The following is a 25,124-nucleotide window of genomic DNA, read 5'->3' on the forward strand; positions in this document are numbered from 1 at the left end:
CGAAACTTGTCATCCGATCTCTGGTCCTGGCCCTTGCGGCCCTGATGTGCGGTGTCCCCGTGGCCGCGCAGGGCGCGCCCGCGGCGAAGGTCACGGTGTCCAAGGTGTCGGTCAGGGAGGCGAAGGTCACGATTACCGGCAGCGTGCGGCTGGCCCATGACACGGCCGCGATTCGGCGCAAGACGCGCGTCGCGTTGACGCTCGTCAACGCCAAGGGCAAGAAGGAGGCCTTCTCCGCGGGGCTCGACGGCAAGCGGCGCTTCAGCGCCACCAAGACCACCAAGCTGACCGGGACGCTCGGGCTCAGCGCGGTCGTCAAGATCGGCGGGAAGCGCAGCGGCGCGATCGTGACGCGCAAGCGGGCGGTGACGGTCAAGGCGGTCGCGAACCAAGCGCCCGGCACCGCTGGGCCGGGCGGCGGCGGGGCCTCGAATGGCGCGCCCACCACCACGACGCCGAGCGGGCCCGCGGCGCCCGTGCAGGGCACGCCGCTGGTCGGCCTGTTCCGCTTGGACGCCGGCGCGCAGTCGGCCAGCGGGGCGCTTGCCGGCACCTACTTCCAGATGCTCGGCGGTCCCAGCGAGAGCCCACTGCCCAACGGCGACTCGACCGCGCTGGACAAGAACTACACGTTGCTGCGGCCGGGCACCGACGGCGGCCTGCGGACCGACGTCTACCAACCCGCTCCGTCGCCGGCCTTCGCCGGGACGGTCGGCGGTCAGCCGACGGGCGACGCGCTGGCCAACCGCATCGTGCAGCCGCAGACGTTCTTCCAGATCGACTTCAGCATCGTCACCGGCGCCGTCGACGCGCAGACCCTTCAGGCCGACCCGCTGCCGCAGATCTCCACACAGGACGGCAAGCTCACCGGCCAGACGACAGCCTGGGTCGCTCAGTGGAACGGCCTGTCGTTCAACCAGGGGTCGCCAAAGCCTGATGGCACCTCGCCGGGCCACACCGAGCCGGTGTCGGGCACCTATGACGCCGCGACCGGGCATTTCGTCTTGCACTGGAAGAGCTTGATCGTCGGCGGGCCGTTTGACGGCTACACCGGCAGCTGGCATCTCGAAGGCACCTTCGTGCCGGCCGCGGCATGACGGCCGGCCCTCAAAGCTTCGCCCCGCGGCTTGCCGGCCGCAGGGCGAGGAACAACAGGACGCGCACGTGAGGCGTGCGCGCACACATCCAGATCACTCTCAAAGGAGAGGCAATCCCATGAGTAGCACATCAGCATCGGTGTTGCACCTGTCACGGCGCGCCACTGCTCTCGCGGCGCTTGTGCTCGCGCTGCTCGGGTCGGCCGCGTTCACGACGGCGGCCCGTGCGGACTTCACGCTCAACAGCGGCAAGATCACTATCACCGCCGGCAGCACGACGGGCACTCCTCCGACGGGGTCGTGGGTCACGTTGCCCTCCGACGATGGCGGCGGGGCGTACTTCACTAACCCGAGCTCGACGTGGACTGGGACGCCGGACAAGATCTTCACGGTGATCCGTCCCGGAGCGACCACAGCGACTGGGTTGACCCTCGGCGCGGCTCAGCCGTCGGGCGGCATCATCGGCAGCGGAACCGACGCTTTCAACGGCTTGCCGTGGACGCTGGTCACGGTCAGCGCTCCGGTGCTGACTTTCGGAGGGAATGACAACAGCGCCGGCACTCGGCCGCTGACTACTGGGAGCGACCTGAGCGGGCTGAGGGTGGTCTACAACGGCACTACTTACACTGTCGGCACCGGGTTCGAGCCGGGCCCACATCGCCTCCAACCGCTGCGCGGTGAAGTCGTTGGCAACACGACTACCAACGGCGCGGCGACGATCACGCTCGGTTGGACGACCGACCTCACTGAGCCCGGCGGCTTCGGCACTTTCCGGGCGCAGTTCCAGCTGGTCGGGACCTACGACCGCTAGCAGCCACGGCACCACCTGACCGAAACGACGGTGTGCGGGCCACGGGTTGATCCCTGTGGCCCGCTCGCCGGTTTCGAGCGGCCGGAAGGCAGACCACAACCACCCCATGACCAAGGAAGATCGTTGATGTCGTTTTCGAGGTTGCGCTGCGCGGCGCCGGCCGTTGCCTGGACCGTTCTCGCGCTGGTCGCTGTCCCCGCTGCGCAGGCGGCGGGCACCGTTGTCGAAGGCGTTGGCGCTGCCCGCGCGTTGGGGCTCAGCACGAACGCCCAGTTCGTGAGGCCGACCCAGATCCCGGAGGCGGCCGCGGCGACCGCGGCGGCCGTCGGTCCCGACCACTCGTTCGTGCTCACGCCGGACGGGGTGCTCGTCGCGGGCGTCGGCAACCTCGGCCTCGGAGGCGGCTACGACGAGGCGCCGTCCTTCACGCCGATCCCGGGCACGGCGGGGGCCCAGGCCGTGGCCGCCGGCTACAACACCACGCTGATCCTGCGCGGCGACGGCACGGTGGCTGCCTTCGGAAACGACCTCTACGAACAGGAGGGCCACGCGCCCGGCGGGGCGACGCCGACGCCGACGCCGGTCGCCGGCCTCGACCACGTCACCGCGATCGCGGCCGGCCAGAGCCACGGGCTCGCGTTGAAGGCCGACGGCACCGTCTGGGCCTGGGGAAGCGGCCTGTCTCTCGGCAACTCCACCGTGACGGCCGACAGCGCACCGCCGGTGCAGGTCGCGCTACCCGCCGGCTCGGTCGCGACCGCGATCGCGGCCGGCAGCCAGCACAGCCTGGCGCTGCTGCAGGACGGCAGCGTCTGGGGCTGGGGGGTGAACGACCTCGGCCAGGTCGGCGACGGGTCCACGACCAACGTCGCCGACCCTGTGCAGGTGATCGCGCCCCCGGCCGCCGGGGCGCCGCAAGTGACGGCGATCAGCGCCGGGGGGTACGCGAGCTTCGCGCTCTATGACGACGGCAGCTTCCGGGCCTGGGGTGACAACTCGGTCGGGCAGCTCGGCCTCGGCAACGGCGGGCTCGAAGCCGACGTGCCCACCGCCCCGGACCAGTCCGTGGTGGCCGCCCATCCGGAGCACTACCCGCCACTGGCACGGATCAGCGGTGTGGGGGACACCACCTACGCGATCGCTCGTGACGGTGGGCGCGTGTACGGCTGGGGCATCAACTTCAACGCGCAGCTCGGGTTCGGCCAAGATCCCGCGATCTATGACTTCGTGTTCCCCTACACCGGGGATCCCGGCGCGACGGACGGCTCGCAGTACGCGACCGAGATCCCACAGCGCGTCGGCCGGCTCAAGGGCGCCTCGTGGCTTGGTGTCGGAAGCGGCGGCCTGGTGCAGATCGCGGCGGCCACGCCGACCCTGACGCCCGTGGCCAGCGGCCCGCTGCCGTTCTTCTCGCAGGTGGAGGGGACGGTGAGTGCGCCCCGGACGACGACGCTCCTGAGCGACGGCGATCCGTCGACGATCACCTCGATCAGGGTCACCGGGGCCAACGCCGCGGACTTCGAGATCGTCCGCTACAACAAGGTCGGCGACCCGGCCGACGTCGGTCAGCTGCCGCTCGCGCTGGACGCCGGCCAGTACCTCGATGTGGTGCTGCGGTTCTACCCGTCCGACCTGGGTGAGCGTGACGCGACGCTGCGGATCGCCGGTGACGGCGAGACCGTGTCGGTCCCGATCTCGGGCTTCGGCGTGGCGCTGCCCGGCAACACCCCTGGCGCGGACGGCAAGGACGGCACCGACGGCAGAAACGGAGCGGATGGGGCTTCGATCACCGGTCCGGCTGGCCCGGCCGGCAAGGACGGCGTGGTGACGTTCACGGCCAAGAAGGCGACGACGACGACCAAGCGCGGTCACACGGCGACGCTGTCGTTCACCATCAAGAACGCGACGAAGAGCCGGCTCGTCGCGACGACGGCCACCGCGACGGCGCCCCAGGCGATCGCGGTCAAGGGCGGGAAGGCGATCGCCATCCGCGCGCTAGCCGCGGGGGCGAGCCGGACGGTCAAGGTGAAGGTCACGGTGGGCCGGCGCGTGACGCCAGGCACCTACACGGTCCGCCTGCGACTCCCTTATGGGGCGCGGGCCGTCACGGCGACAGCGAAGGTGAAGGTCGTCCGCTAGCGGGGCGCGACAAACTGCACAAAATCAGTGGGAAATGTGATTACATGGTCATCATGGGCGACGTCGCGACCGGTGAACGGCGGTTCCTGGTGCTCCACGGCTGGCAGAACCGGCGGCCGCGCGAGCACTGGCAGCACTGGCTGACCGACAGCCTGCGCGCGACTGGGGAGCAGGTCCTCTATCCCCAGCTGCCCGATCCTGAGCTGCCATCGCTGACAGAGTGGTTGAGCATCCTGCGCGACGAGCTGCAGATGCTCGGTGACGGCGAGCGCGTGGTCATCTGCCACTCGCTGGGCTGCCTGCTGTGGCTGCGCCACGCCGAGACGGCCGCGGCGACCGACATGGTCGACCGCGTGTTGCTGGTCTGCCCGCCCGCGCCGTCGGCGCTTCCGGCGACGCTCGCGCCCTTCCACGCGGCGCCCTTTGACGCCGATGCCCTACGGCGCAGCGCGCGCCGCGGCGTCGAGCTCGTCTGCACCGACGCCGACCCCTGGTGTCCGGAGGGAGCGGCCGCCCTCTACGGCCGCGCGCTAGAGGTGCCAGTGCACGTCGTAGAGGGAGCGGGCCACCTCTCCCTCGACGAGGGCTACGGGCCGTGGCCGGCGGTGGAGCGCTGGGCGCGCGAGGGGACCTTCAGCCCGAGGTTCTCCTCCAGCAGGCCGCGCCGGCGCAGGACCGGCAGCACGCCCTCGCCGACGCGGTAGGCCTCCTCGAGATGGGGATAGCCGGAGAGGATGAACTCGTCGATGCCGAGCTGGTGGTACTCCTCGATGCGGTCGGCGACGTCCTCGTGGCTGCCGACCAACGCGGTGCCCGCGCCGCCGCGCACCAGGCCGACGCCGGCCCACAGGTTGGGTGCGATCTCCAGCGCGTCGGTCCGTCCGCCGTGCAGCGCGGTCATGCGCCGCTGGCCTTCGGACTGCGACGCGCGCTGGACGGCCTGGGCCTGCGTGATCGCCTCGGGGCTGAGGCCGGCCAGCAGGCGGTCGGCTTCCGCCCACGCATCTGCGGAGGTGTCTCGAGCGATCGCGTGCAGGCGGATGCCGAAGCGCAGCTCGCGGCCTTCGTCCTGCGCCGCCGCGCGGACCGCGGCGATCTTCTCGGCGACCGCCGCCGGCGGCTCGCCCCAGGTCAGGTACACGTCGGCGTAGCGGGCGGCGACCGTGATCGCCTCGGCAGACGACCCGCCGAGGTAGACGTCGGGCCAATCTGGCGGCGCGATCAGCTGCGCGCCCTCCAGGCGAAGGTGCTCGCCGGCGAAGTCCACCACCTCGCCGGTCCACAGCGCGCGCAGCACGTGCAGGAACTCACCGGCGCGCGCATAGCGATCCGGCTTGTTCAGGAAGTCGCCGAAGCGCCGTTGCTCGACGTCGTCGCCGCCGGTGACGAGGTTGAGCAGCAGCCGGCCACCGGAGATCCGCTGGTAGGTCGCGGCCATCTGCGCCGCCAGCAGCGGTGACTGTAGGCCGGGCCGGAACGCGACGAGGTAGCGCAACCGCTCGGTGACCTGCGTCAACCCGGCGGTCACCACCCACGCGTCCTCACACCACGAGCTCGTCGGCGTCAGCGCGCCGCGGAAGCCGAGCTGCTCGGCCGAGCGGGCGATCTGCCCGAGGTAGTCGATGTCGGGCGCGCGCTGCACATCGGTGGCGGTGACGCGCGAGCCGCTGACGCCGACGGCGTTGCCGAGGCTGAGATCGGATCGGGAGTCGCCGCTCGTGGGCAGGAACCAGTGGATGGCAAGCATGTTGGTGGTGTCGATTTCAGGAGAGGGTTACGAATCCCGGATCGCGGCGCGCACCTGCTCGCGGAACGCGACGAACGCCGGATCCCCGCGCAGGGCATCGGTCCGGTCTTCAGGAGCGAACGGTGGGCGTTCATCGAAGATGATCTGCCCCGGCCGGGGCGACAGCACCAGCACGCGCGTGCCGAGGAAGACGGCTTCCTCGACGCTGTGGGTGATGAACAGCGCCGTCTTGCCCGAGCCGAGCCAGACGCGCAGCAGCTCGGTCTGCAGCCGCTCGCGGGTCAGCGCGTCGAGCGCGCCGAAGGGCTCGTCGAGCAGCATGATCGCCGGGTCGTTGGCCAGCACGCGGGCGATCTGGCAGCGCTGCTGCATCCCGCCTGACAGCTCGTAGGGCGCCGCCGCGGCGAACTCGGTCAGGCCCACGCGCGCGAGCTGCTCATCGGCGATCGCGTGGCGCGCGGCCCGGCGCGCGCCACGCAGCCGCGGACCCAGCGCGACGTTCTCGCGCACGCTGAGCCACGGGTAGAGGTTGGGCTGCTGGAAGACGACGCCGCGCTCGGGCCCGGGCGCGCGGACCTGCGCGCCGCCGACGAGCACATTGCCCGTCGACGGCGTCAGGAATCCGGCCAGCAACTGCAGCAACGTGGTCTTGCCGCAGCCCGACGGGCCCACCAGCGCGACGAACTCGCCGGCCTCGATGTCGAGGTCGAGCGGGCCGAGGGCGTGGACCTCGGCCCCGCGTCCGTCGTAGCGGTGGGCGACGCCCCGCAGGGCGATGGCCTCAGCCGCCGACGGCACTGGCGAAGGTCGCGTTCACGGCGGCCCCGTAGGACGCCTCGGGCTGCACCTTGGGGATCTGGGCCAGGTTCTTGTTGAACTGCGCCGCGGCGAACAGGTTCTTGGCCAGGCCGCCGCCGAGGTAGTCGGCCCCGGCCTGCTGGCTCGCGTCGAGGAAGATCAAGTCCTTCATCTGCGGCAGGACCTCGTCGGCGCTGACGTTGAGCTCGGCGCCGACGGCGGTCGCTGCGGCCTGCGGATCCGACCGGTACAACTTGACCGCGCGATCCTCCTGGGCGACCCAGGTCTTGACCGCGTCGGGGTACTTGCCCGCGAAGTCCTTGGTCACGACGGCCAGGTCGTAGGTCGTCTTGCCCTCCTTGGCCAGATCGGCGCTGGTGACCAGCACGTGGCCGCCGTCCTTGATCAGCTTGGCCAGGTTGGGGTTCCAGACGTAAGCGCCGTCGATGTCGCCGCGGCTCCACGCGGCGGCGATGTCGTCGGGCTCGGCGTCGATGACCTTGACGTCCTTGGCGGTCAGCTGGTGGTCCTGCAGCGCGGCCAGCAGCGAGTAGTGCGAGGTCGACGCCAGCGGCGTGGCGACCTTCTTGCCCTTGAGCTGCTCGATCGAGGTGATGTCCTTCTTGACCACGAGCGCCTCGGCCTTGCCGATGACGTCGTGGATCCACGGCACCTCGTAGGGCAGCGGCTGCGAGAGGCCGCGCGAGACCGGGCTGGAGCCGGCGAGGCCGATGTCGACCGAGCGCGCCGCGACGGCCTCGTTGACCGAGCCGCCCGAGTCAAACAGCTTCCACTCGATCTTCGTGTTCGGCAGCGCCTTCTCGAGCCAGCCCTCGTGCTTGACCACGAGGTCGCCGTTGGGGATGGCCTGGTAGGCGATGGTGAGCTTCTTGGGCGCGCTGGCGGCGGCGGGCTTGCTCGCGGCGGCCGTGGCGTTGTTGTCGCTCTTGTCGTCGGCGCCGCAGGCGGCCAGCGCGAGGAGGGGAATGGTCAGCAGGAGGCCGAGGACGGCGCGGGGTCTCATAGGTGTGTCTCTCTTCGGGGTGGTGGTTGGGGTGGTCAGGACTTGCCGCGCCAGGGGACGACGCGCTGTTCCAGCGCGCGCACCAGCTGGTCGAGGACGATCGCCGAGAGGCCGATCAGCACGATGCACAGCACCGCAACGTCGGTCTGCTGGAACTTCTTGGTCTCCCAGGCCAGCCCGCCGATGCCGGGGATGCCGTCGACGGTCTCGGCCGCGACGATCGTCGTCCACGCAAAGCCGATCGCCAGGCGGATGCCGGTGAACAACTCGGGGAGCACGGAGGGCAGCACGACGAAGCGGGTGACCTGCCAGCGGTTAGCGCCCAGGGCGAGCGCGCCGTCGAGCTGCCGGCGAGGGATCCCGCGCACGCCGTGCAGCACCGAGAGCGTGATCGGCGGGAACGCGGCGAGGAAGAGCAGCCAGACCTTCGAGGCGTCCTCGATGCCAAACCAGATGATCAGGAGGCTGAAGTAGGCCAGCGGCGGCAGCGCCCGCACGAACGTCACATACGGCTCGAAGATCACGCGAAACGGCGTGACGGTTGCCAGCAGGAGGCCGAGCGGGACGCCGAAGACGATCGCCCAGCCGACGCCGCGGAGGATGCGCCAGAGGCTGTGCCACAGGTGCTCGTGCAGGTAGTAGCCGCTGAGCCCGCGAGCGCCGTTGTGCGTTGTCTCGCCGTCGATCAGGCGATCGAAGACGGCGGTGGGGTCCGGCACGAAGAGGTCGGACCAGACGTTCAGCTCGGCGACCAGCCACCACGCGCCGAGGAACACGGCCAGCGACAGGGTTCGCAGCGCGATGCGCCGCGCGCGAGGGGAGCGATGCAGCGACCACGGCACCGGCCGGCGAGCGGCAGCGGTGGGTGTCTGAGGGAGGGTTGAGGCGGTGTCCGACATGCGACATCGCGCAATCTACCTAATCTCGACCAAGATTGTCGAGAAGGTGCTACGCTCCTGCTCATCTCAGGATCTCCTCCTGTGATCAACGCCGGCATCCGACCCGTGCCGGCGGGGGCGGGCGGCCGGAGCGTGAACAGGACAGTCACGCTCCGGCCCTAGCTCCGCTTGCCACAGCCGCGACAGGAAGCGAGACTCAGCGCATGGGCTGCATCCTCGCGCTCCTGGCACTGATCTCCCCGCGGCTGGTCCTGTTCGTCCTCTGGATCTTCAGCAGCGTGCTGAGCCGCGCCTTCGACAGTTGGATCGTGCCGCTGCTCGGCTTCTTCCTCCTGCCGTGGACGACGCTCGTCTACGCCGCCTTCTGGGACTGGGGCGCCGGCCGCCACGTGGCCGGGTTCGAGTGGTTCTTCGTCATCTTGGCGTTCCTCATCGACCTCGGCGCATACGGTCAGGGGCGCCGAGTGCAGGCCCGGTAGGCGCGCTTCGGGCCTCTCCGCAGTTTCGTGACGGGCCGGGGTACGTTGACTGGGAATGGCCCGGTCAACGTACCTGCCTGGGTCGCGGGCTCTGGGGCTTAGGTGCTTCGGGCCTTGGTGGCTTTGGTGTAGTGCTGAAGAGTCGATCGAGTTCCTGTCCGACAAGCGACAACACCAACAACGCTCGGGCGCGCGACGTCCGGGCGCTCAGCGCAACCGGGGTCGGCGTGTGCGACGTGGTCTGTCGTCACCGAGGGGAGTGAGCGGGATAGGTGGCTCTCGGCGCTGGCCTGTCGTCCGCTTTGGTCTCGAGGATGGCGGGCGTCGGATCCGGGTCGTCTGCCCCCTCATATGCGAGGGGCAGACGACCCGGATCGATGCGGGGCGTCTGGTGGTGAATTATTGATCACGAAGCGACCCGGACCTCGACCGCGAGAGATCGCCCGGGCCAAGGACCGGCAGGCGTCGGTGTCTCGTGCCTGTCCCGTCACAGTCTCGTGACGGTTCGCGCGACGCGCGTTGGCGGCGCGAGCGCGTCGGGACGAGGCGGCGATCCGTGATGTCGACATCCGCGCGACGCCCGTTCGGTGCCCACACAAATGAGCGCCGAACCACAGCGCAACACTTTCACCCAACACCCCAGACCACACGAGCGCGGTGGCGATCGTCGCGGAGCGCCGGCCCCACCGACCACACACCGCACCCCCAACCCAGCACCCCGTCCCTCGTCGAGCTGGCCGACACCCGGGGCGGCCATGAACATGGTGTTGGTCCTTCAGAGAAAGCACTGACCCTCGCCGCGATAGGTCAGGACCTCGTCCACGATGCGATCCCCCTCGAGCAGGTAGAGCGTGTTGAAGCGCTCGCACAGCTCGCCGGCCTTGGCGTGACGGAAGTACACGTTGTCGCCGATGCGGAGACCGCCGGTGGCCTTTCCGTGCAGCGGCGTCTGGACCTCGCCGGTGCCCTCCAGCGTGTCGAGCCGGAGACCTTCCGGCAGGTACGGCGTAGGCATGCGGTCCTTGGCGCCCGCGCCGGAGGCCAGGTAGCCGCCGCCGAGCGCGGTGAGGGTGCCAGAGCCGGGCCGTCGTGAGACCGGCAGGGCGAAGATCGCAGCGGGTTCGAGACGGAAGCTCGCGTAGTTGTCGAACAACGTTGGCGCGTAGAAGCCCGACCCGGCGGTCGCCTCGGTCATCGCCGGCTCGGTCGCGACGCGTTCGAGGTCGCCGGTCCCGCCGGCGTTGACGAACGCCAGCGGTGCGACCTGCAAGACGGCGGCGACCGCAGCGGCGCGGCGCTCGCGCAGCTCGGCGTAAGAGGTGCGCTGCATCCGCGTGATCGCCAGGCTCTTCAGGCGCGCGCCGGGGATCCTGTCGCCCTGGCCGGCGATGTGGCCCTCGTAGGACATCATCCCGGCGAGTTTGAACCCGGGGCGCGCCACGATCGCCTCGGCTAGCGCTCGCGCCTGCTCCGGGGTGCGAACCGGTGAGCGCTTCGCGCCGATCTTGACGCGCGAGCCCGCCGTCCAGAACGACGCGTCGAAGTCCAGGCACACTTGGATCGGCGCGGCGACGTCGCCGGCCGCGGCAGCGATCAGGTCGAGGTGCTCAACCGAGTCGACCATCACCACCGGCGCGCCATCCGGGTGCTCCGCGGTCAGCGCGCCGAGCTCGCGCAGGGCACCACGGTCGGTCGTCGGATAGGCGACGACGAGGTTCCCCAACCCCTTGCGCGCCAGCCACAGCGCCTCGGGCAGCGTGAAGGCCAGCAGGCCCTGATAGCCGGCGTCGCGGTCGAGGATCGTGCGCAGCAGCGCCCGGCAGCGCAGCGACTTGGACGCGACGCGGATCGGCTTTCCGGCACTGCGCGCCAGCATGCTCGCCGAGTTGGACCACATCGCCTCGAGGTCGACGAACGCGAACGGCGCGTCGATGCCGGCGAAGGCCGTCTCGTAGCGCGCCAGGCGCTCGGCGGGCGAGAGCATCACGGCCGCACCGGCGCGCCGACGGGTCCCAGCACGCGGCGGGTGTAGTCGTTGGTGAACACGCCGTCGGGGTCCATCCGCGCCCGCACGGCCTGGAAGCGGTCCCACTGCGGGTAGCGCTCGCGCAGCGTCGCGGCCGACTGGTAGTGGCGCTTGCCCCAGTGCGGCCGCCCGCCGTAGCTGTCCATGATCTCCTCGAAGCCCCGGAAGAACGACTCGAACTCCATGCCTCCGTACTGGTGGGCGGCGATGTAACAGGTCTCCCGCTCGTGCGCGGTTGAGAGGAAGGCGTCGTCGCCGGCGGCGAAGCGCACCTCGAACGGGAACAGGATCGGGAGCTGCCGGCGCTCGACCAGCGCCAGCGCGCGCTCCAGCGCCTCACGTGCGTGGGCACGCGGGATCGCGTACTCGATCTCGGTGAAGCGCACGTCGCGGCGCGAGGCGTAGATCTTGTAGGCCTGGTCCTGGGCGTGGGCCTCGGACATCGCGCCGGCCATCATCCGGTTCAGCCGCGGGACCCGGCTCGGGAAGCGTCGCCCGGTCTCGCAGCTCAGCCGGAGCACCTGGTTCTCGATCACCCGCTCCTGGATCGTGCGCTTCCACGGCGCCTGCGGCCGCGGCGCGGCGTCGCTGCGGACCGTCGACCGCGTCAGCGCCGTGCGCGTGTAGGGCCAGAGGAAGAACTCGAAGTGGTCGCTGCCGTCGACGTGCTCGTCGAGGCGATCGAGCACCCCGGCCAGCGGGAGCGGCTGGTCGTGGCGGTGCAGCGTGTACAGGGGAACGCAGGCGATCGTCACCTGCGACGCGATCCCAAGCGCGCCGAGCGACACGCGCGCGGCGCGCAGCAGCGCCGCGTCGGACTTCTCGGTGACCTCGACGACATCGCCCGACGCGGTCACCAGGCGCATGCCGACGACCCGCGTGGAGAGGTTGCCGAAGCGCCTGCCGGTCCCGTGCGTCGCCGTGGCCAGCGCGCCGGCGAGCGTCTGCGCGTCGATGTCGCCCTGGTTCTCCAGCGCCAGCCCGTGGCGGGCGTTGACCAGCCCGAGGTCGTGCAGCGTGATGCCCGCCTGCACGGTCACCCGGCCGGACTCGGCGTCGGCGTCGATCACCCGGTGCATCCCGGTGGTGTCGACCAGCACCCCGTCGGTGCAGGCGATGTCGGTGAAGGAGTGCCCGCTGCCCACGGCACGGACCGGCAGGCCACGGGCCGCGGCCTGCGCGACCGTCTGCGCCAGCTCGTCCTCGCTCGTGGGTCGTGCGATCTGCGACGGCGCACACCGCTGATCGCCCGCCCAGTTCTTCCAGGTCTCGGTCGTCGCCGCCATGGACGGCAAACCGTAATCCCTCGCGGAAGGGGGGCGAATTGCCAACGCTGTGGCCTATAGATCTCGATGGCGGATGGCCTTGCTCCCAAGTCGCCGCGCGGATGCCGGCACCGACCTCCACCTGCCGGCCCAGATCATCGGCTACGGCGTGCGTGAGGAAGGCAGCAGCCGCAGCTGGCAGCTCTCAGATGAATGCTACGCGGAATAACTTTCGAAAGTCACTTGAGCGGGGTACCATGAAAACGCTGATGCCCGACCTTCCTGCCACGCCGATCGATCTCAGCGGTCCGCGACTTCGCAACAATCACAAGGGCTATCGCCTAGGTGACGAGATCATCGATGGATTCCCGGATCGGCCGCAGTTGCCGCCCTTCCAGCGCCAGTTGATCGCCGAGTGGGCGGACGCCTTCGGCCATGCGCTGTCGGCCGTGCAGCAGGAGCTCCTCCGGGTGCGCCCGGGGCCGACGAAGGTGCAGCGCGAGATCTTCGAGGCGGCGTACCGGGATGGCGAGTATGACGTCCAGCGGCTGGGCGAATCCGGCGTCTACGATGCGCTTGATCCCGCGGACATCGATCGGTGCGAGCTTCCGCACAGCGTCCTCGGCAGGGACCGCGGGTACCCGGTCAACGCGACCGAGCTGGCCGTGCTCGCCCGGGTGTCCTACAAGCAGGTCCGTGACTGGGACAAGGCCGGCCTGCTGCCGTCCCATGTCATCGACGGCCGACGGCATTACTTCACGGCGGCGGCGCTGATGGCCTGCGCGCTGCGGCCCCTCGATCGGTGGCAGATCGCCGCCCTGCGCGGGATCCTCTGCGCGGAGCGCGACAGCGGCTTCCGCCGGCTCGTGGACTACGTCTCCGACGACAGCGCCGCCGCCTCGATCTCATAGCGCGCGGGGCCGGACGGTCGGCGTGCTATTGTTCACCCTATGGTGAACGATCCGTTCAAGGCGCTCTCCCACCCGATCCGCCGCGGCATCGTCGAGCGGCTCGCCGAAGGTCCGGCGACGGTCGGTGAGGCCACCGGTGGCTTTGGTGTGTCGAAGCCCGCGATCTCCAAGCACCTGAAGGTGCTGGAGGAGACCGGAGTGGTGAAGCGCGTGGTCGTGGGCCGGACGCATCGGCTCTCGCTCGAGCCGGAGGTGCTCAGCGTGGCCGCCGACTGGATGGATCGTCAACGCGTCCTCTGGGGACGCCTGTTCGATGTCGTCGATGAGTATCTGAAGGAGGAGGAGTCAGCATGAACATGCCCCCGATCGTCTCGCCGCAGGACTGGCAGGCCGCACGCGAAGAGCTGCTGGTCAAGGAGAAGGAGGTGGTTCGCGCCCGCGATGCACTGGCCGCGCAGCGGCGCCGGATGCCGCGGATGGCCGTGGAGAAGGACTATGCCTTCGAGGGTCCGGATGGTCCGGTGAGCCTGCTCGACCTGTTCGCCGGCCGCCGCCAGTTGGTCGTCTACCGCTTCTTCTTCGAGCCCGGCGTGGCCGCCTGGCCCGAGAGCGGCTGCCGCGGCTGCTCGTTCATGGCCGATCAGGTCGGCCATCTCGCGCATCTCAACGCCCGCGACACCACGCTCGTGCACGTCTCGCGCGCGCCGCAGGCCGACATCGAGCGCTACCGGACGCGGATGGGCTGGCAGATCCCCTGGTACACGATCACCGACGACTTCGACGTCGACTTCGGCGTGGACGAGTGGCACGGCACCAACGTCTTCTACCGCGAGGACGACGGCCAGATCTCCCGGACGTACTTCATCGACAAGCGTGGTGACGAGGCGCTGGGCACCCCCTGGTCCTATCTCGACATCACCGCGCTCGGCCGCCAGGAGACGTGGGAGGACTCGCCCGAGGGCTATCCGCAGACCGAGCCCTACGTGTGGTGGAACCTCCACGACGAGTACGACGACCCGACCGTCCACGCGGCAGCGCTGTCGGAGGTCACGAACTCGCAGCGCGGCGCGAAGAGTCAGCTCTCGTGATCGCGCACGTCGGCGGCGTGCCGGTGGAGGAGATGCTGCCGGCGCTGGCCGGCACGGGCACCGGGCTCGTGATCGCGCGCGCCTGGCTGACGCTGCGCCTGCGTCGCCGGCGGGGGCCTGGAGCATGACCGACAACAACACCCTGCGCATGGAGCGCACCTACCAGGCGCCCGCCGAGCGGGTGTTCGACGCCTGGACCAGCGAGGAGGTGATGCGGCGCTGGTGGCAGGCCGAGCGCGGCTGGGAGACCTCCGAGGCCGAGGTCGACCTGCGCGTGGGCGGCGCCGTGCGCGTCGTCATGTACGACCCCGACAAGGACGTCGCGCACGGCGGCGGTGGCACCTACACCGAGATCGAGCCACCGAACCGGCTCGCCTTCACCTGGCTCTGGGACGGCGACACGCGGCGGACGCTGATCGAGATCGACTTCGAGGAGGTCGACGGCGCGACGACCGTCCGCTTCACCCACAGCGGCCTGTGGGACGAGGAGGCCGTGCGCTCCCATGAGGGCGGCTGGGGCAGGATCCTCGACAGCCTCGGACGCATGCTGGAGGCGGTCCGACCAGACCGATAGCAGCGGAATTGCCCTTAAGCCTAGGTCCGGCCATCCGAAAACATGGGCGTGACCTGTAGCCGTGCGCAGCCGATGCGACTTGCGTTCGGTCTTCTGGGCCTGGGCTTGGCCGTCTACCTGCTGCGGACGGTCGCCGGCGTGTGGGCCGGCGTCCCGGCGGCCACGGCCGACGGGCTTTACAGCGCGATCGAGTTCCTCGCGACGGCGATGGTGTGGTGGCGCGTGGCGGCGCGCCGCGAGGATCGCGCGGCCTGGAGCACCTTGGCGATCTTCGCGACGCTGTGGTCGGTGGGCGACCTGGGCTGGACGCTGTCCTTTGCCGGACAGGCCATGCCGCCATCGCCCAACTGGACCGACGGGGTCTATGTCACCGCCTACGCGCTGGCGTCGGTGGGCATGGCGCTGCTGCTGCGCAGCCGGGTCCACGGCATCCGGGCGTCGGTGTGGCTTGATGGCCTGATCGGCGGCTGCGCGCTGGCCGCGCTGTGCGCCGCGGGGTTCCTGGCGCCGGTGCTCAACTCGGCGACCGGATCGAGCACCGCCGTGGCCGTGACGCTGGCCTATCCGGTGCTCGACGTCGTGCTGCTCTGCCTCGTCGGCGTCGCGTTCGGCGTCGGCGACTGGCGGCCCGGGCTGCCGTGGATGGCGCTCGGGCTCTCGATGGCGGTCTGCGCGGTGGGCGACGCGGTCTACAGCTGGGAGCAGGCCGTCGGTGGCTACTCGGCGGTGTCGTGGGTCAACAGCACGTGGCCGACGGCGCTGGCGGTGCTTGCGGCCGCGGCCTGGCTCCCGGAGAGCCGTCGTCTGCGGACGAGGCTCGTCGATGGGGTGTTCGCCGTCCCCGCGATGTTCGCCGCGATCTCGCTCGGGGTGCTCGTCTGGTCGCAGTTCCATCAGGTCGGCGGCCTGGCGGTCGTCGCCGCGGCCTCCTCGCTGGTGGCCGTCGGCCTGCGCGCCTGGTTGACCCATCGCGAGAACGTCACGCTGCTGGCCCAGAGCCGTCAGGAAGCGCTGGAGGACGGGCTCACGGGCCTGCCCAACCGCCGCCGGCTGATGCTCGAACTGGCGCGAATGCTGCACCCCGGCACCGATGAGCGGGCGACGCTGGTCTTCTTCGATCTCGACGGCTTCAAGGGCTACAACGACAACTTCGGCCACGGGGCGGGGGACACGCTGCTCACGCGGCTGGCCGGTGCGCTGGCCGAGAGCGTCGCCGGCGTGGGCACCGCCTACCGGCTGGGCGGCGATGAGTTCTGCGTGGTCTTCGATCACGAGCTGACGCGCGAGGACGCAGCCGTCGTGCGCGCCGTCGAGGCGCTGGTCGAGATCGGCGAGGGCTTCTCGATCTCGAGCTCCTACGGCCTGGTCTCCCTGCCGGCCGAAGCGCCGACCCCGAGCGCCGCCCTGCAACTGGCCGATGAGCGCATGTACGGGCACAAGAGCTCGCGCCGCGGCTCACCCGGAAGCCAAGGCCGCGATCTGCTGATGCAGATCCTGCGCGAGCGTGAGCCCGAGCTCGAGGAGCACGTCGACGACGTCAGCCTGCTGGCGCTGGCCGTCGGTCGCCGGCTGGGGCTCGACGTCGAGGCGCTCGACGAGATCGCCCGCGCCGCCGAGTTGCACGACGTCGGGAAGATCGCCATCCCCGAGGTGATCCTGCGCAAGCCCGGACCGCTCGACGACGCTGAGTGGCAGGTGATGCGCCAGCACACGATCATCGGCGAGCGCATCCTCGCCGCGGCGCCATCGCTGCGGCCGGTCGGACGGCTCGTGCGCGCCAGCCACGAGCGCTGGGATGGCGACGGCTACCCCGACCGTCTGGCCGGTGAGCGCATCCCGCTCGGCGCTCGCATCATCGCCGTCTGCGACGCCTTCGACGCGATGCGCCAGGCCCGCCCTTACGCGCCCTCGATGTCCGAGACCGAGGCGCTGGCCGAGCTGCGCCGCTGCTCGGGCACGCAGTTCGATCCCGGCGTCGTCGACGCCTTCGTCGCCGTCCTGTGCGACGGCGCCGGCATCACGCTGCGCGTGGCCTAGCGCCGACGACCCTTCGCGCTCCTCGCTAGGGCTCTCGCCGCGCCGGCCGCCCTCGCCGCCCGCGGGAACTGAAAGCGACGAGGACGGCCGCCGCGGCGAGCTCCACCGGCGGCCCGTATTAGGGCGCCCTACATCCTGCCATGAGATCGGATATGTTGCCGCCTCGTTAGGGCGACCTAACTGTGGAACGCGCGGGAACGCAATCCATGAACAGGAGCAGGACATGACAAGGACCATCACGAGCGGAGCGCGCCGCCGGACGAGCGCGCTGGCGGCCGTCGGCGCGGTTGCCGTTGCCGCCCTCGCCGGATCGGCGCCGGCGCTGGCCGCGCCGTTTGACGTCGGATCGGCGAACCTCACCTGGAGCGTGCCGCACGAGCCCGCGCCGGGCACGGGCACGCTGTCGAACTACGCGACCACGATCGGGCACGGCAGCGTCAGCGCGACCGCGCCAGCCACCGGCACGACGATCACCGCCACGAGCCTCCCGCTGTCGGCGGCGGGCGCCAAGTACGCCTTCGGCTTCCCGGGCACGACGACCGGCACCCCGGCGACGCCGGCCGGCGCGACCGGCACCTATGACCCGGTGACCAAGACCGGCGCGATCAACTTCGCGGGCACGCTCACGTTCACCGCCCACGACTCGACGTTCTTCAGCGTCGTCAACCCGCGTCTGCAGTTCGACGCGCCGCAGTCGATCCGACTGATCGCCAACGGCCAGGTGGCCGCGGGCACGGTCGGTTCCACCGACCCGCCCGTCGACTACGGCACCGCGGCGGCCCGCCAGACGGTCTTCGCCCTCAATGGCTCGGCGGCGATCACCACCGAGAACCCGGACGGCTCGATCACCATCAGCAACCTCGCGCCGTCGGGCACGCCGGCGGCTGCTCCGGTCGGCTACCTGAGCACCTCGGGTCCGTTCGACGGCATTCGCCCCTGGTTCACGATCGATCGCCCGAACGAGCTGTTCTCGGTGACGTTCGCGCCCAAGACGGTCGATCCCGACCCCGATCCCGATCCGGACCCGCCGGTCGGCTCCGACCAGGACCTGACCGTCAACGGCTCGGTCGCTGACGCGTTGAGCCTGACGCTCAACGCCACGAGCACCAGCCTCGGCAGCTTCGTGCCGGGTGTCGCCGCCAACTACGACGCGTCGGTGACCGGCACGGCGACCTCGACCGGTCCGTCGGTGCTGACGGTCCAGGACGCGGGCACCAACCCGGGCTTCCTGCTCAACGGCAGCACGCCGCTGGCCTCGGCGCTGAAGGTCTGCGCCACCAGCAGCGCGTCGCCGACCTGCGCGTACTCGTCGCTAGGTGGCGCCTCGCAGCAACTGCTCGCCTTCGGGTCGAGCACCGCCGCGACGCCGCTGACCGTCGGGCTGCGTCAGGCGATCGGCGCCGGGGATGCGCTGACCGCGGGCACGTACGGCAAGTCGCTGACGTTCACCCTGTCGGCCGGCACGCCGTAGCCGGGTGGCGATCCGGATCACACGTCTGACCCGGATCGTCGGGCTGACCTGGGCGGTGTTCGCGCTGAGCGCGGGCGCCGCCCCGGCGCGCCCCGTTGCCCTGTGGGGCTGCCACGGCCCGCTCGGCCAGCCGCTCGGCGCGGCCGGGCTGACCGCGGCACAGGCCGGCGACGGTGTCGCCTTTGCGGCCGCTGACGCTTGTGAGGGCGCGACCGGCTTGGTCGCGTCGTTCTCCCGCGCGGACCCCGCCGGGGGCTCGGCTGCGAGCTGGCGTGCGGACACGCCCAACCACACCATCTTGCAGGGCGCGCGCGTGGTGCGCGCGCCCACCATGGCCTCCGGTCCCTACGGAGCGGGGTCGCCGCAGCGCTACCGCTTCGGCGCCGGCGGTGCGCCGATCGAGTCCATCAACTTGCTCGATGTTTGGGCGACGCCGCCGGGGACGGTCGCCGGGCCTGCGAGCGGCGCGTCGGCGGCGGCCGGCGTCGACTGCCCGCGGCCGCCCGGCGAGCGCTGCGTCGCCGGTGCGCCCGGCGCGCTGACGATCAGCGCGCTCGTGCTCGACGTCGACGACCCGACGCCGCCGCGTGGCTCGGTGGGCGGGTTGCGCAGCCCGGTGCGCGGCGCGCTCACGCTCGAGGTCGACGCGACCGACGAGGGCGTCGGCCTTGCCACAGCGCGGGCGATCGTCGACGGCGTGCCGGTGGCCCATGCCGCGCTTGACGCCCGCTGCGCCGCGGACCTCGACCCTGCGACCCCGACTTTCGACGCGCCGCTCAGCGGTTGCGCGCAGCAGGTATTGCGCGTGCCGCTGGCGCTGGATCTCAGCGGTCAGCCGGTGGGTGTTCACCACCTTGAGGTGCGCGTCGCCGATGCGGCCGGCAACGAGGCCGCCGTCTACGACGGCGAGCTCGCGGTCGCAGGCCCGGATCCGGTCCTCACCCCGAGCGTCACGCTGAAGGTCGGCGACCCGCGGCCGGCACCGCCGGGCGGTGCTGCGCACGGCGCCGGCTCGACAACGGCCCCGGGGACGGTCCCGCAGTGCCCGCGGCCGCAGCTCTCGATGGCGATTGACCAGCGGCCGCTGCGCGTGTCGCACGGCCGTCTCGTCCTGCGTGCCAAAGCGCGCTATCGCTTTCGCGGCCGGCTCACCTGCCGGGTTGGGAAGGTGCGCCACAGCGCCGCGCGCGGCGTGCCGGTCGAGGTGCTCAACCGCGTCGGGCGCCGCACCTTCGGGGTGACGGGCGCGACGACGGCGACCGGCGGACGGTTGACGATAATCTTGTCCTATCGGTCCTCGCGCACGCTGATCTTCCGCCATCGCTCGACCAGTGGGACCAGCCAGGTGCGTATTTCGATCACCGTCGTGCGCAAGACGGCGAGCCGGTGAGGTGCCGGGCGTTTCACGGGGCGCTGGTGGCCGTCGTCGCGCTTGCCGCCGCGTCGGCGCCGACGGGCGCGGAGGAGACGGGGATCAGCGGGCAGGTCGAGAGCACGATCGAGCTGACGCTGGTCCAGTCGGTGCATGGCCGCGTCGCGGCGACGGTGACCGCGACCGTCGGCGGCACGCGGCTGAGTGTCGCTGAGCGAGGAAAGGATCTGCGCCTGCTGCGCACCTTTCGCAAGCCGATGGCCGGCGAGCCGGTGACCGTGCCCGGGACGGCGTACGGCAGACGCGTGACCGAGCAGACCATCACCTTCGGACCGCAAGGCCCATGAGGGCAAGGAGCACCAAGATGCAGCACATCCGCACCACGGCGGTCGTCGCCGCGCTGATCGCCTCCGGCACCGCCGCGGCCAGCACCACCGCGGCCGGTGGCCTGTCGATCGCGCCGGCCTTCCTCGAGCACGAGGCCCAGCCGGGCGCGGTGGGGGAGATCCGGGTCACCAACGGCTCGGCCAAGGCGCTGACCGTCACGGTGCGCGCCCGTCCGTGGATCCAGGAGCGCGGCGGCGCCGTCGCGCCCGACGGCCCCAAGACGCTCGCGCAGGTGCGGCTGAGCGCGACCGCCTTCACGCTGGCGCCCGGCGAGGCGCGCTCGGTCGCGGCGACGCTGCTGGCGCGGCCGGGCTCCGGCTCGCTCTACGGCGCCATCGACGTCCTCGGCACGCCGCAGGGCGCGCGGCCCCGCAACGGCATCCTGGCCCGCTACCGCCTGCTCGGCGGCCTGCGGCTCAACCCGCCGGCAGCGCAGCGCCGGCTGCGCGTCCGGGTCGGGGCGCCGCGGGCGGACGGCAAGGGTGTCGTGATGCCCACGCGCAACACCGGCAACACGGTCGAGCCGCTGACGGGCTCGGCGCGGATCGTGGGGGCGACCGGCACGCTGCGCGCGACGATCGCCGCCCAGCGGATCCTGCCGGGCGGGCTCGTGGACATCCGGCTGCGCCGCGGGCGCCTGCAGGCCGGCCGCTACACCGCGGCGGTCACGCTGCGCCAGGGCGGCCGACAGGTCGCGACGGTTTCGCGAACGTTCCGCGTGCGCGGCTGACGGGCGATGCGAGCATCGCCGCCTCCTACGGCTCGGCGAGAGGAGCGGCTGAGGGCTCGCACGTCACAGCGTGGATCCCGGAGGTCAGGCCGGCGATGCGCTGCGTGAGCTCGGTGTTGGCCTGGAGGAGGTCGCGGAGGCCGCTGGTCTGCTGCTCGACGTGCCGGCGCTGGGCATCGGCCGCTCGGGCGGTCTCCTCGCTGCGGGCCTTGTCGCGATCTGCCTGACGTGTCTGTGCCAGCAGGATCAACGGTGCGGCATAGGCGGCCTGCGTGGAGAACGCGAGGTTGAGCAGGATGAAGGGGTAAGGATCCCAGCGCAGGCTGAAGGCCAGGGCGTTGAGCGCGATCCAGACCGCGACGAGCGCGGTCTGGCCGATGATGAACCGCGGGGTGCCGAAGAACCGGGCGAAGCGCTCGGCGGCGCGCCCGAAGCGATCGGTCCCGAAGGGGCTGTGCAGGTGCTCGGCCATTCGCAGCCCGGCCGGGGTCCGGCCAACGTCGGGTGTTGCGCGCGCATCGGACATAGGGAGAAGGTCCCACCGCGCACGGGCCGTGACATCCGTGAAGCGCCGCCGAGACGGTGCGGGGAAACACCCGGCGGCTGCGAGCCGCGTCCTGGTGGTCTACGGCAAACCCGTAGGCAGGGTGCGGTCCGGTGCCGATGACGGCCGCTTGCGCAGGCCCCAGACTCGGTGGCTCCCCACCTACAAGGAGCCATCATCATGATCTTGGTCTGCTACGACGGATCGACTGACGCGCAGAGCGCCATCGACAGTGCGGCGAGGCTCATGCCCGGCGCCGAGACGACGGTGCTGAGCGTCTGGGAGGCGTACCTCGACACGATCGCCCGCAGCGGCGCGATGGGGGCCGGCGGCTTCGGGATGGTCGGCTCGCTCGAGGACGGTGAGGCGGTCGATGCCGCGTGCCGGGAGTCGACATTGGAGATCGCCCGCGACGGCGCGGAGCGTGCGACAGCGGCTGGGCTCGTCGCTCGGCCGCATATCGCCAGCCGGCAGGCGGGTGTCGCCTTCACGATCCTCAGCGTCGCGGCTGACATCGAGGCCGACGTGGTGGTGTTGGGAACGCGCGGCCGCGGAGGCGTGAAGTCCTATTTGTTGGGCAGCGTGTCGCATGAGGTCACCCAGCACGCCGATCGCGCGGTGCTGGTCGTGCCGTCCGCCGGCCTGGCCGAGCACCGGCGCGGCTGGGTGCGCCACGTCGACGACTCCGCGAGCGTCGCATGACCTCCCCGGGCCAGGCATCCAGCGGCACGCTGTGGCACCACTCCAAGGTGAAGCCCTTGGAGGTGCTCGTCGTCGGCGGAGGGATTGCCGGCGTCGAGGCGCTGATGGCCCTTGCCGACCTGGGGGAGAGCCGGCTGCGACTGCGCATCGTCGCCGCCAACCCGTCGTTCGTGTTGCGACCGCAGATCCTTGGCGAGCCTTGGGGTGGCGACCCGTTGCACATCGACCTCGCACGGCTGTGTCGCGCGTTCGGCGCGGACTTCACCGCCGGGACGGTTGACGCGGTGGATGCCGACGAGCACCGCGTCGGCCTCACGGACGGCACGACGCTCCCATATGACCGGCTGCTGCTGGCGCCGGGCGCGCGGCCGGCGTTGCCCTACGCGGCGGCACACGTGCTCGGATTCGGTCCCTTGCCACACGAGCTGACCTCGGAGAGCGCGGGCAGCGTGGCGATCGTCGTGCCGCCCGGGACGAGTTGGACGCTGCCGGCCTACGAGCTGGCGCTCCTCACCGCGGCGCGCGGGCGCCGCGACGTCCGCGTCGTCACGGCCGAGACGGCGCCGCTGACGCTCTTCGGCCCCGCTGCGCAGTCGGCGATCCGGGCCCTGTTGCATCGGTGCGGCGTCGTGGTCGAGGCCGGGCGTGCGCCCGAGATCGGCGCCGACGTCAGCGATCTCGCCGACACGGTGATCGCGCTGCCATTGCTCGAGGGCCCGGCGATCGCCGGCGTCCCGCAGGATCGTCACGGGTTCGTGCAGGTCGACGCGGCAATGGCGGTTCTGGCGACCGAGCACGTCCACGCCGCCGGTGACGCAACCGACGGTCCGGTCAAGCAGGGCGGCCTGGCCGGGCAGCAGGCCGACACCGCCGTGGCCGGCATCGTGCGCTCCTGCGGCGGCGAGCCGCCGATGGTCGCCTACGAGCCGGTCCTGCGCGGCAAGCTGACCAGCGCCGACGATGAGGAGCTCTTCCTGCGTCGAGCGCTGGACGGCGCTGATGCGGGGGAGGCCTCCGCCGAGCGGTTGTGGGAGCCCCCCGGCGTCGTCTGCGCATGGCGGCTGGCCCGCTGGCTGTCCTACCGCCGTGACGAGCTGGACGAGTACACGCTCGACCACGTCGCGCGGCCGCGGCACCCGGTGGCGTCGTGACCGTGGCGCCCGAGCTGCTGCGCGACGGAGCCGAGGTCGATGTGCGCCCGACCACACGCGCCGATGCCCCGCTGCTCGAGGGCTTCTACGCGGCGCTTTCGCCCGGGAGCCGGGCGCTGCGCTTCCTCTGCGGCGGCCTCGACATGCGGGCGGCGGCGCGTTCGCTCGTAGCCGACGACGTCGTCGGGCTGCTCGCGACGTCGGGGGCGCACGTGCTCGGTCACGGCGTGTTGATCCCGAGCGCACCGGGGATCGCTGAGGTGGCCTTTGCGGTCGCCGACGTCGATCAGCACCGCGGCGTCGCGACGTTGTTGTTGGAGCACTTGGTCGATGAGGCCGCGCGCAGCGGGCTCGTGACGCTGACCGCGGAGGTCGATCCCACCAACCACAAGATGATCGAGGTCTTCGCCGACGTCGGTCTCGCCGAATCGACCCGGCTGCGGGACGGCACGCTGCACGTGGAGCTGGACGCGACGCTGACGCCGTTGGCGCGTGCCCGCATCGCCGCCCGCCATGCCGGCGCGGTCAGCGCGGCGAGAGCGGCGAGTACGGGTCCAGGCGCATCGCGTCGCGACCGACGCTGAGCGGGACCTCGATGTCGACGGCCGGCTCCTGGTCGTCAAGATCGTCGAGGTCGTCGACGGCGATCGCACCATCGAGCTCGGCGAGCCAGGGCGAGAGGTAGCGACCGTCGACCTTGCGGTGCGCCGACCAGAGGCGCAGCTCCGGACGCGCGCCGGCGCCGGCGCCGCCGGCCAGCGGATGCTCGAGGAACTGCGCACCGCGACCGGTCAGCAGCCGTCCGCGCAGGACGGGCCGGAACGGCGTTGGCGTGACGTCGGCGCCGGCGGCGGCCGCGAGCAGCTCGGCGATCGCGTCGGCCTGCTGGCAGGCCAGTCCGCCCTGCTTGACCGGGAAGGTCGTGCCGTCGCCGGCGGCGTAGACGTCCGCCAAACCGCGGACGCGGCCGTCTGGGTCGACCGGGATGAAGCCGCGGTCGTCGCCGGGGACGCCACCGATGGGGATGCCTTCGATGGTCGGCAGCGCGACGACGCGCTCGGCGTCGAGCCGCTCGCCGCCGGGCAGCAGCTGGAGGCGGCCCTCGGCGTCCGGGCGGGCGTACGTGTTACCGGTGAAGGTCACGTTCGCGCGGGCGAGCAGGTCGGCGACGGCTTGGCTGGCCTCCGGGCCGAAGAGCGCGAGCGGGGTCGCCTCGGGCGAGACGAGCTGCAGGCGCGCGTCGTCGATGCCCATCGCGTGGGTCTCGCGTGCGGTCATGAGCGCGAGCTCGTAGAGCGGCAGCGGCCAGGTGGTGCCCGGGGGCACGACGAAGGCGACCGAGCGGGTCCAATGGCCGTCGAGATCGGCGAGCAGCCCCTGGTAGTCCTGACTCTCGGTGTCGCCGGTGAAGGTGATGGCGCGGGAGTAGGCCGTGCGGTGGCGCGCGCCCGTCGCCAGGACGAGCGTGCCGTAGCCGAGGATCCCGGACGCGGCGAGGCGCAGCTCGTGGCGGTCGCCGTCGACGGCCAGGACGCGGTCGGCGACGAGCCGTGCGCCGATGCGCCCGGCCAGATCAGCCAGCGAGTGGCGGCGCGCGTGGTCGGCCGAGAACGGCTCGGCGGTCCGCAGCGCGCGCAGCTCGAAGTCGGGCTGGGGCGCGACGAGCGTCAGGCGCACGCGCGGTCCGGCGAGGTCGTGCAGCGCGAGGGCGAGCTCGACGGCGGCGACGCCGCCACCGGCGATGACGACGTGGGCCGGGCTCTCGGTCGTAGGCATGGATCCACCGTGGCAGGGCACAACCACGTGGGCATCGGGTCGTCCCCGCCGATCGCGACCGGAGAACTACGGACGTGGCGTGGCGGCAGGGCTATC

At 71.5% G+C, this 25,124-nt stretch carries 27 protein-coding genes; 19 read left to right on the forward strand and 8 right to left on the reverse strand.

What is annotated here, in order from left to right; translation table 11 throughout:
- Positions 1–44 precede the first annotated feature (44 nt).
- From VGO10_RS07625 to VGO10_RS07640, 4 genes are all read left to right on the forward strand, one after another.
- Positions 45–1,097 carry a hypothetical protein gene (locus tag VGO10_RS07625; protein WP_327466835.1) on the forward strand — a complete coding sequence of 351 codons (1,053 nt, stop codon included), beginning with the start codon at positions 45–47 and terminating at the stop codon, positions 1,095–1,097.
- Between the two features lie 181 nt (positions 1,098–1,278).
- Complete coding sequence (locus VGO10_RS07630; protein ID WP_327466837.1) at positions 1,279–1,908, forward strand: hypothetical protein; 630 nt, start codon at positions 1,279–1,281, stop codon at positions 1,906–1,908.
- A gap of 126 nt (positions 1,909–2,034) precedes the next feature.
- Positions 2,035–4,047, forward strand: a complete 2,013-nt coding sequence (locus tag VGO10_RS07635) for a hypothetical protein (RefSeq protein ID WP_327466839.1) — start codon at positions 2,035–2,037, stop codon at positions 4,045–4,047.
- Positions 4,048–4,100: 53 nt separating this feature from the next.
- A complete protein-coding gene (locus VGO10_RS07640) occupies positions 4,101–4,751 on the forward strand; it encodes an RBBP9/YdeN family alpha/beta hydrolase (RefSeq protein ID WP_327466841.1) in 651 nt (216 codons plus the stop codon).
- Here VGO10_RS07640 and VGO10_RS07645 read toward each other — a convergent pair.
- The 4 genes from VGO10_RS07645 to VGO10_RS07660 are packed head-to-tail and all read right to left on the reverse strand — an operon-like array spanning position 4,634 to position 8,515.
- Complete coding sequence (locus VGO10_RS07645; RefSeq protein WP_327466843.1) at positions 4,634–5,794, reverse strand: LLM class flavin-dependent oxidoreductase; 1,161 nt, start codon at positions 5,792–5,794, stop codon at positions 4,634–4,636. The two genes, VGO10_RS07640 and VGO10_RS07645, sit on opposite strands and share 118 nt — an antisense overlap.
- Before the next feature lie 27 nt (positions 5,795–5,821).
- Positions 5,822–6,592, reverse strand: coding sequence for an ABC transporter ATP-binding protein (locus tag VGO10_RS07650; protein ID WP_327466845.1), 771 nt, complete (start codon positions 6,590–6,592; stop codon positions 5,822–5,824).
- Positions 6,576–7,616: an ABC transporter substrate-binding protein gene (locus VGO10_RS07655; protein ID WP_327466847.1), complete on the reverse strand. Its 1,041-nt coding sequence runs from the start codon at positions 7,614–7,616 to the stop codon at positions 6,576–6,578. The genes VGO10_RS07650 and VGO10_RS07655 overlap by 17 nt, the downstream gene beginning before the upstream one ends.
- A 35-nt stretch (positions 7,617–7,651) precedes the next feature.
- A complete protein-coding gene (locus VGO10_RS07660; RefSeq protein ID WP_327466849.1) occupies positions 7,652–8,515 on the reverse strand; it encodes an ABC transporter permease in 864 nt (287 codons plus the stop codon).
- Positions 8,516–8,718: 203 nt separating this feature from the next.
- On the opposite strand from VGO10_RS07660, the gene VGO10_RS07665 reads away from it, so the two are divergent.
- The gene (locus VGO10_RS07665; protein WP_327466851.1) at positions 8,719–8,994 is read left to right on the forward strand and encodes a hypothetical protein; all 276 of its coding nucleotides are present in this window, start codon (positions 8,719–8,721) and stop codon (positions 8,992–8,994) included.
- A gap of 775 nt (positions 8,995–9,769) precedes the next feature.
- On the opposite strand, the gene VGO10_RS07670 is transcribed toward VGO10_RS07665, so the two are convergent.
- Positions 9,770–10,978: an amino acid deaminase/aldolase gene (locus VGO10_RS07670; protein WP_327467048.1), complete on the reverse strand. Its 1,209-nt coding sequence runs from the start codon at positions 10,976–10,978 to the stop codon at positions 9,770–9,772.
- On the reverse strand, positions 10,978–12,306 hold the full coding sequence (locus VGO10_RS07675; RefSeq protein ID WP_327466853.1) for a D-arabinono-1,4-lactone oxidase: 1,329 nt from the start codon (positions 12,304–12,306) through the stop codon (positions 10,978–10,980). The genes VGO10_RS07670 and VGO10_RS07675 overlap by 1 nt, the downstream gene beginning before the upstream one ends.
- Before the next feature lie 73 nt (positions 12,307–12,379).
- On the opposite strand from VGO10_RS07675, the gene VGO10_RS07680 reads away from it, so the two are divergent.
- From VGO10_RS07680 to VGO10_RS07730, 11 genes are all read left to right on the forward strand, one after another.
- The gene (locus VGO10_RS07680; RefSeq protein WP_327466856.1) at positions 12,380–12,514 is read left to right on the forward strand and encodes a hypothetical protein; all 135 of its coding nucleotides are present in this window, start codon (positions 12,380–12,382) and stop codon (positions 12,512–12,514) included.
- Positions 12,515–12,554: 40 nt separating this feature from the next.
- Positions 12,555–13,196 carry a MerR family transcriptional regulator gene (locus tag VGO10_RS07685; RefSeq protein WP_327466858.1) on the forward strand — a complete coding sequence of 214 codons (642 nt, stop codon included), beginning with the start codon at positions 12,555–12,557 and terminating at the stop codon, positions 13,194–13,196.
- A 39-nt stretch (positions 13,197–13,235) separates the two neighbouring features.
- Positions 13,236–13,550 (forward strand): metalloregulator ArsR/SmtB family transcription factor, encoded by a 315-nt coding sequence (locus VGO10_RS07690; protein ID WP_327466860.1) that lies wholly within the window; start codon positions 13,236–13,238, stop codon positions 13,548–13,550.
- Entirely contained in the window at positions 13,547–14,284 is a 738-nt protein-coding gene (locus tag VGO10_RS07695) for a DUF899 domain-containing protein (protein WP_327466862.1), read from the forward strand. Before VGO10_RS07690 ends, VGO10_RS07695 begins: the two co-directional genes overlap by 4 nt.
- Positions 14,281–14,412, forward strand: a complete 132-nt coding sequence (locus VGO10_RS07700) for a hypothetical protein (RefSeq protein ID WP_327466864.1) — start codon at positions 14,281–14,283, stop codon at positions 14,410–14,412. The genes VGO10_RS07695 and VGO10_RS07700 overlap by 4 nt, the downstream gene beginning before the upstream one ends.
- Positions 14,409–14,858, forward strand: a complete 450-nt coding sequence (locus tag VGO10_RS07705) for an SRPBCC domain-containing protein (protein ID WP_327466866.1) — start codon at positions 14,409–14,411, stop codon at positions 14,856–14,858. Before VGO10_RS07700 ends, VGO10_RS07705 begins: the two co-directional genes overlap by 4 nt.
- A gap of 72 nt (positions 14,859–14,930) precedes the next feature.
- Positions 14,931–16,895 carry a diguanylate cyclase gene (locus VGO10_RS07710; RefSeq protein ID WP_327466868.1) on the forward strand — a complete coding sequence of 655 codons (1,965 nt, stop codon included), beginning with the start codon at positions 14,931–14,933 and terminating at the stop codon, positions 16,893–16,895.
- A gap of 223 nt (positions 16,896–17,118) precedes the next feature.
- Entirely contained in the window at positions 17,119–18,366 is a 1,248-nt protein-coding gene (locus tag VGO10_RS07715; protein ID WP_327466870.1) for a hypothetical protein, read from the forward strand.
- 4 nt (positions 18,367–18,370) lie between these two features.
- Positions 18,371–19,756 (forward strand): hypothetical protein, encoded by a 1,386-nt coding sequence (locus tag VGO10_RS07720; RefSeq protein ID WP_327466872.1) that lies wholly within the window; start codon positions 18,371–18,373, stop codon positions 19,754–19,756.
- Positions 19,753–20,085, forward strand: coding sequence for a hypothetical protein (locus VGO10_RS07725; RefSeq protein WP_327466874.1), 333 nt, complete (start codon positions 19,753–19,755; stop codon positions 20,083–20,085). The genes VGO10_RS07720 and VGO10_RS07725 overlap by 4 nt, the downstream gene beginning before the upstream one ends.
- 17 nt (positions 20,086–20,102) lie before the next feature.
- Complete coding sequence (locus VGO10_RS07730) at positions 20,103–20,855, forward strand: hypothetical protein (protein ID WP_327466876.1); 753 nt, start codon at positions 20,103–20,105, stop codon at positions 20,853–20,855.
- 25 nt (positions 20,856–20,880) lie between these two features.
- On the opposite strand, the gene VGO10_RS07735 is transcribed toward VGO10_RS07730, so the two are convergent.
- Positions 20,881–21,381: a DUF1003 domain-containing protein gene (locus tag VGO10_RS07735; protein WP_327466878.1), complete on the reverse strand. Its 501-nt coding sequence runs from the start codon at positions 21,379–21,381 to the stop codon at positions 20,881–20,883.
- Positions 21,382–21,579: 198 nt separating this feature from the next.
- Here VGO10_RS07735 and VGO10_RS07740 point away from each other — a divergent pair, with 198 nt between their 5' ends.
- The 3 genes from VGO10_RS07740 to VGO10_RS07750 are packed head-to-tail and all read left to right on the forward strand — an operon-like array spanning position 21,580 to position 23,836.
- Positions 21,580–22,101 (forward strand): universal stress protein, encoded by a 522-nt coding sequence (locus tag VGO10_RS07740; protein WP_327466880.1) that lies wholly within the window; start codon positions 21,580–21,582, stop codon positions 22,099–22,101.
- The gene (locus tag VGO10_RS07745) at positions 22,098–23,252 is read left to right on the forward strand and encodes an FAD-dependent oxidoreductase (RefSeq protein WP_327466882.1); all 1,155 of its coding nucleotides are present in this window, start codon (positions 22,098–22,100) and stop codon (positions 23,250–23,252) included. Before VGO10_RS07740 ends, VGO10_RS07745 begins: the two co-directional genes overlap by 4 nt.
- On the forward strand, positions 23,249–23,836 hold the full coding sequence (locus VGO10_RS07750) for a GNAT family N-acetyltransferase (RefSeq protein ID WP_327466884.1): 588 nt from the start codon (positions 23,249–23,251) through the stop codon (positions 23,834–23,836). Before VGO10_RS07745 ends, VGO10_RS07750 begins: the two co-directional genes overlap by 4 nt.
- Here the strand turns inward: VGO10_RS07750 and VGO10_RS07755 are convergent.
- A complete protein-coding gene (locus VGO10_RS07755) occupies positions 23,778–25,028 on the reverse strand; it encodes a hypothetical protein (RefSeq protein WP_327466886.1) in 1,251 nt (416 codons plus the stop codon). The two genes, VGO10_RS07750 and VGO10_RS07755, sit on opposite strands and share 59 nt — an antisense overlap.
- Between the last annotated feature and the right edge of the window lie 96 nt (positions 25,029–25,124).

The organism is Baekduia sp., from assembly GCF_035996765.1.
In the GTDB taxonomy this organism is placed as follows: Bacteria; Actinomycetota; Thermoleophilia; order Solirubrobacterales; family Solirubrobacteraceae; genus Baekduia.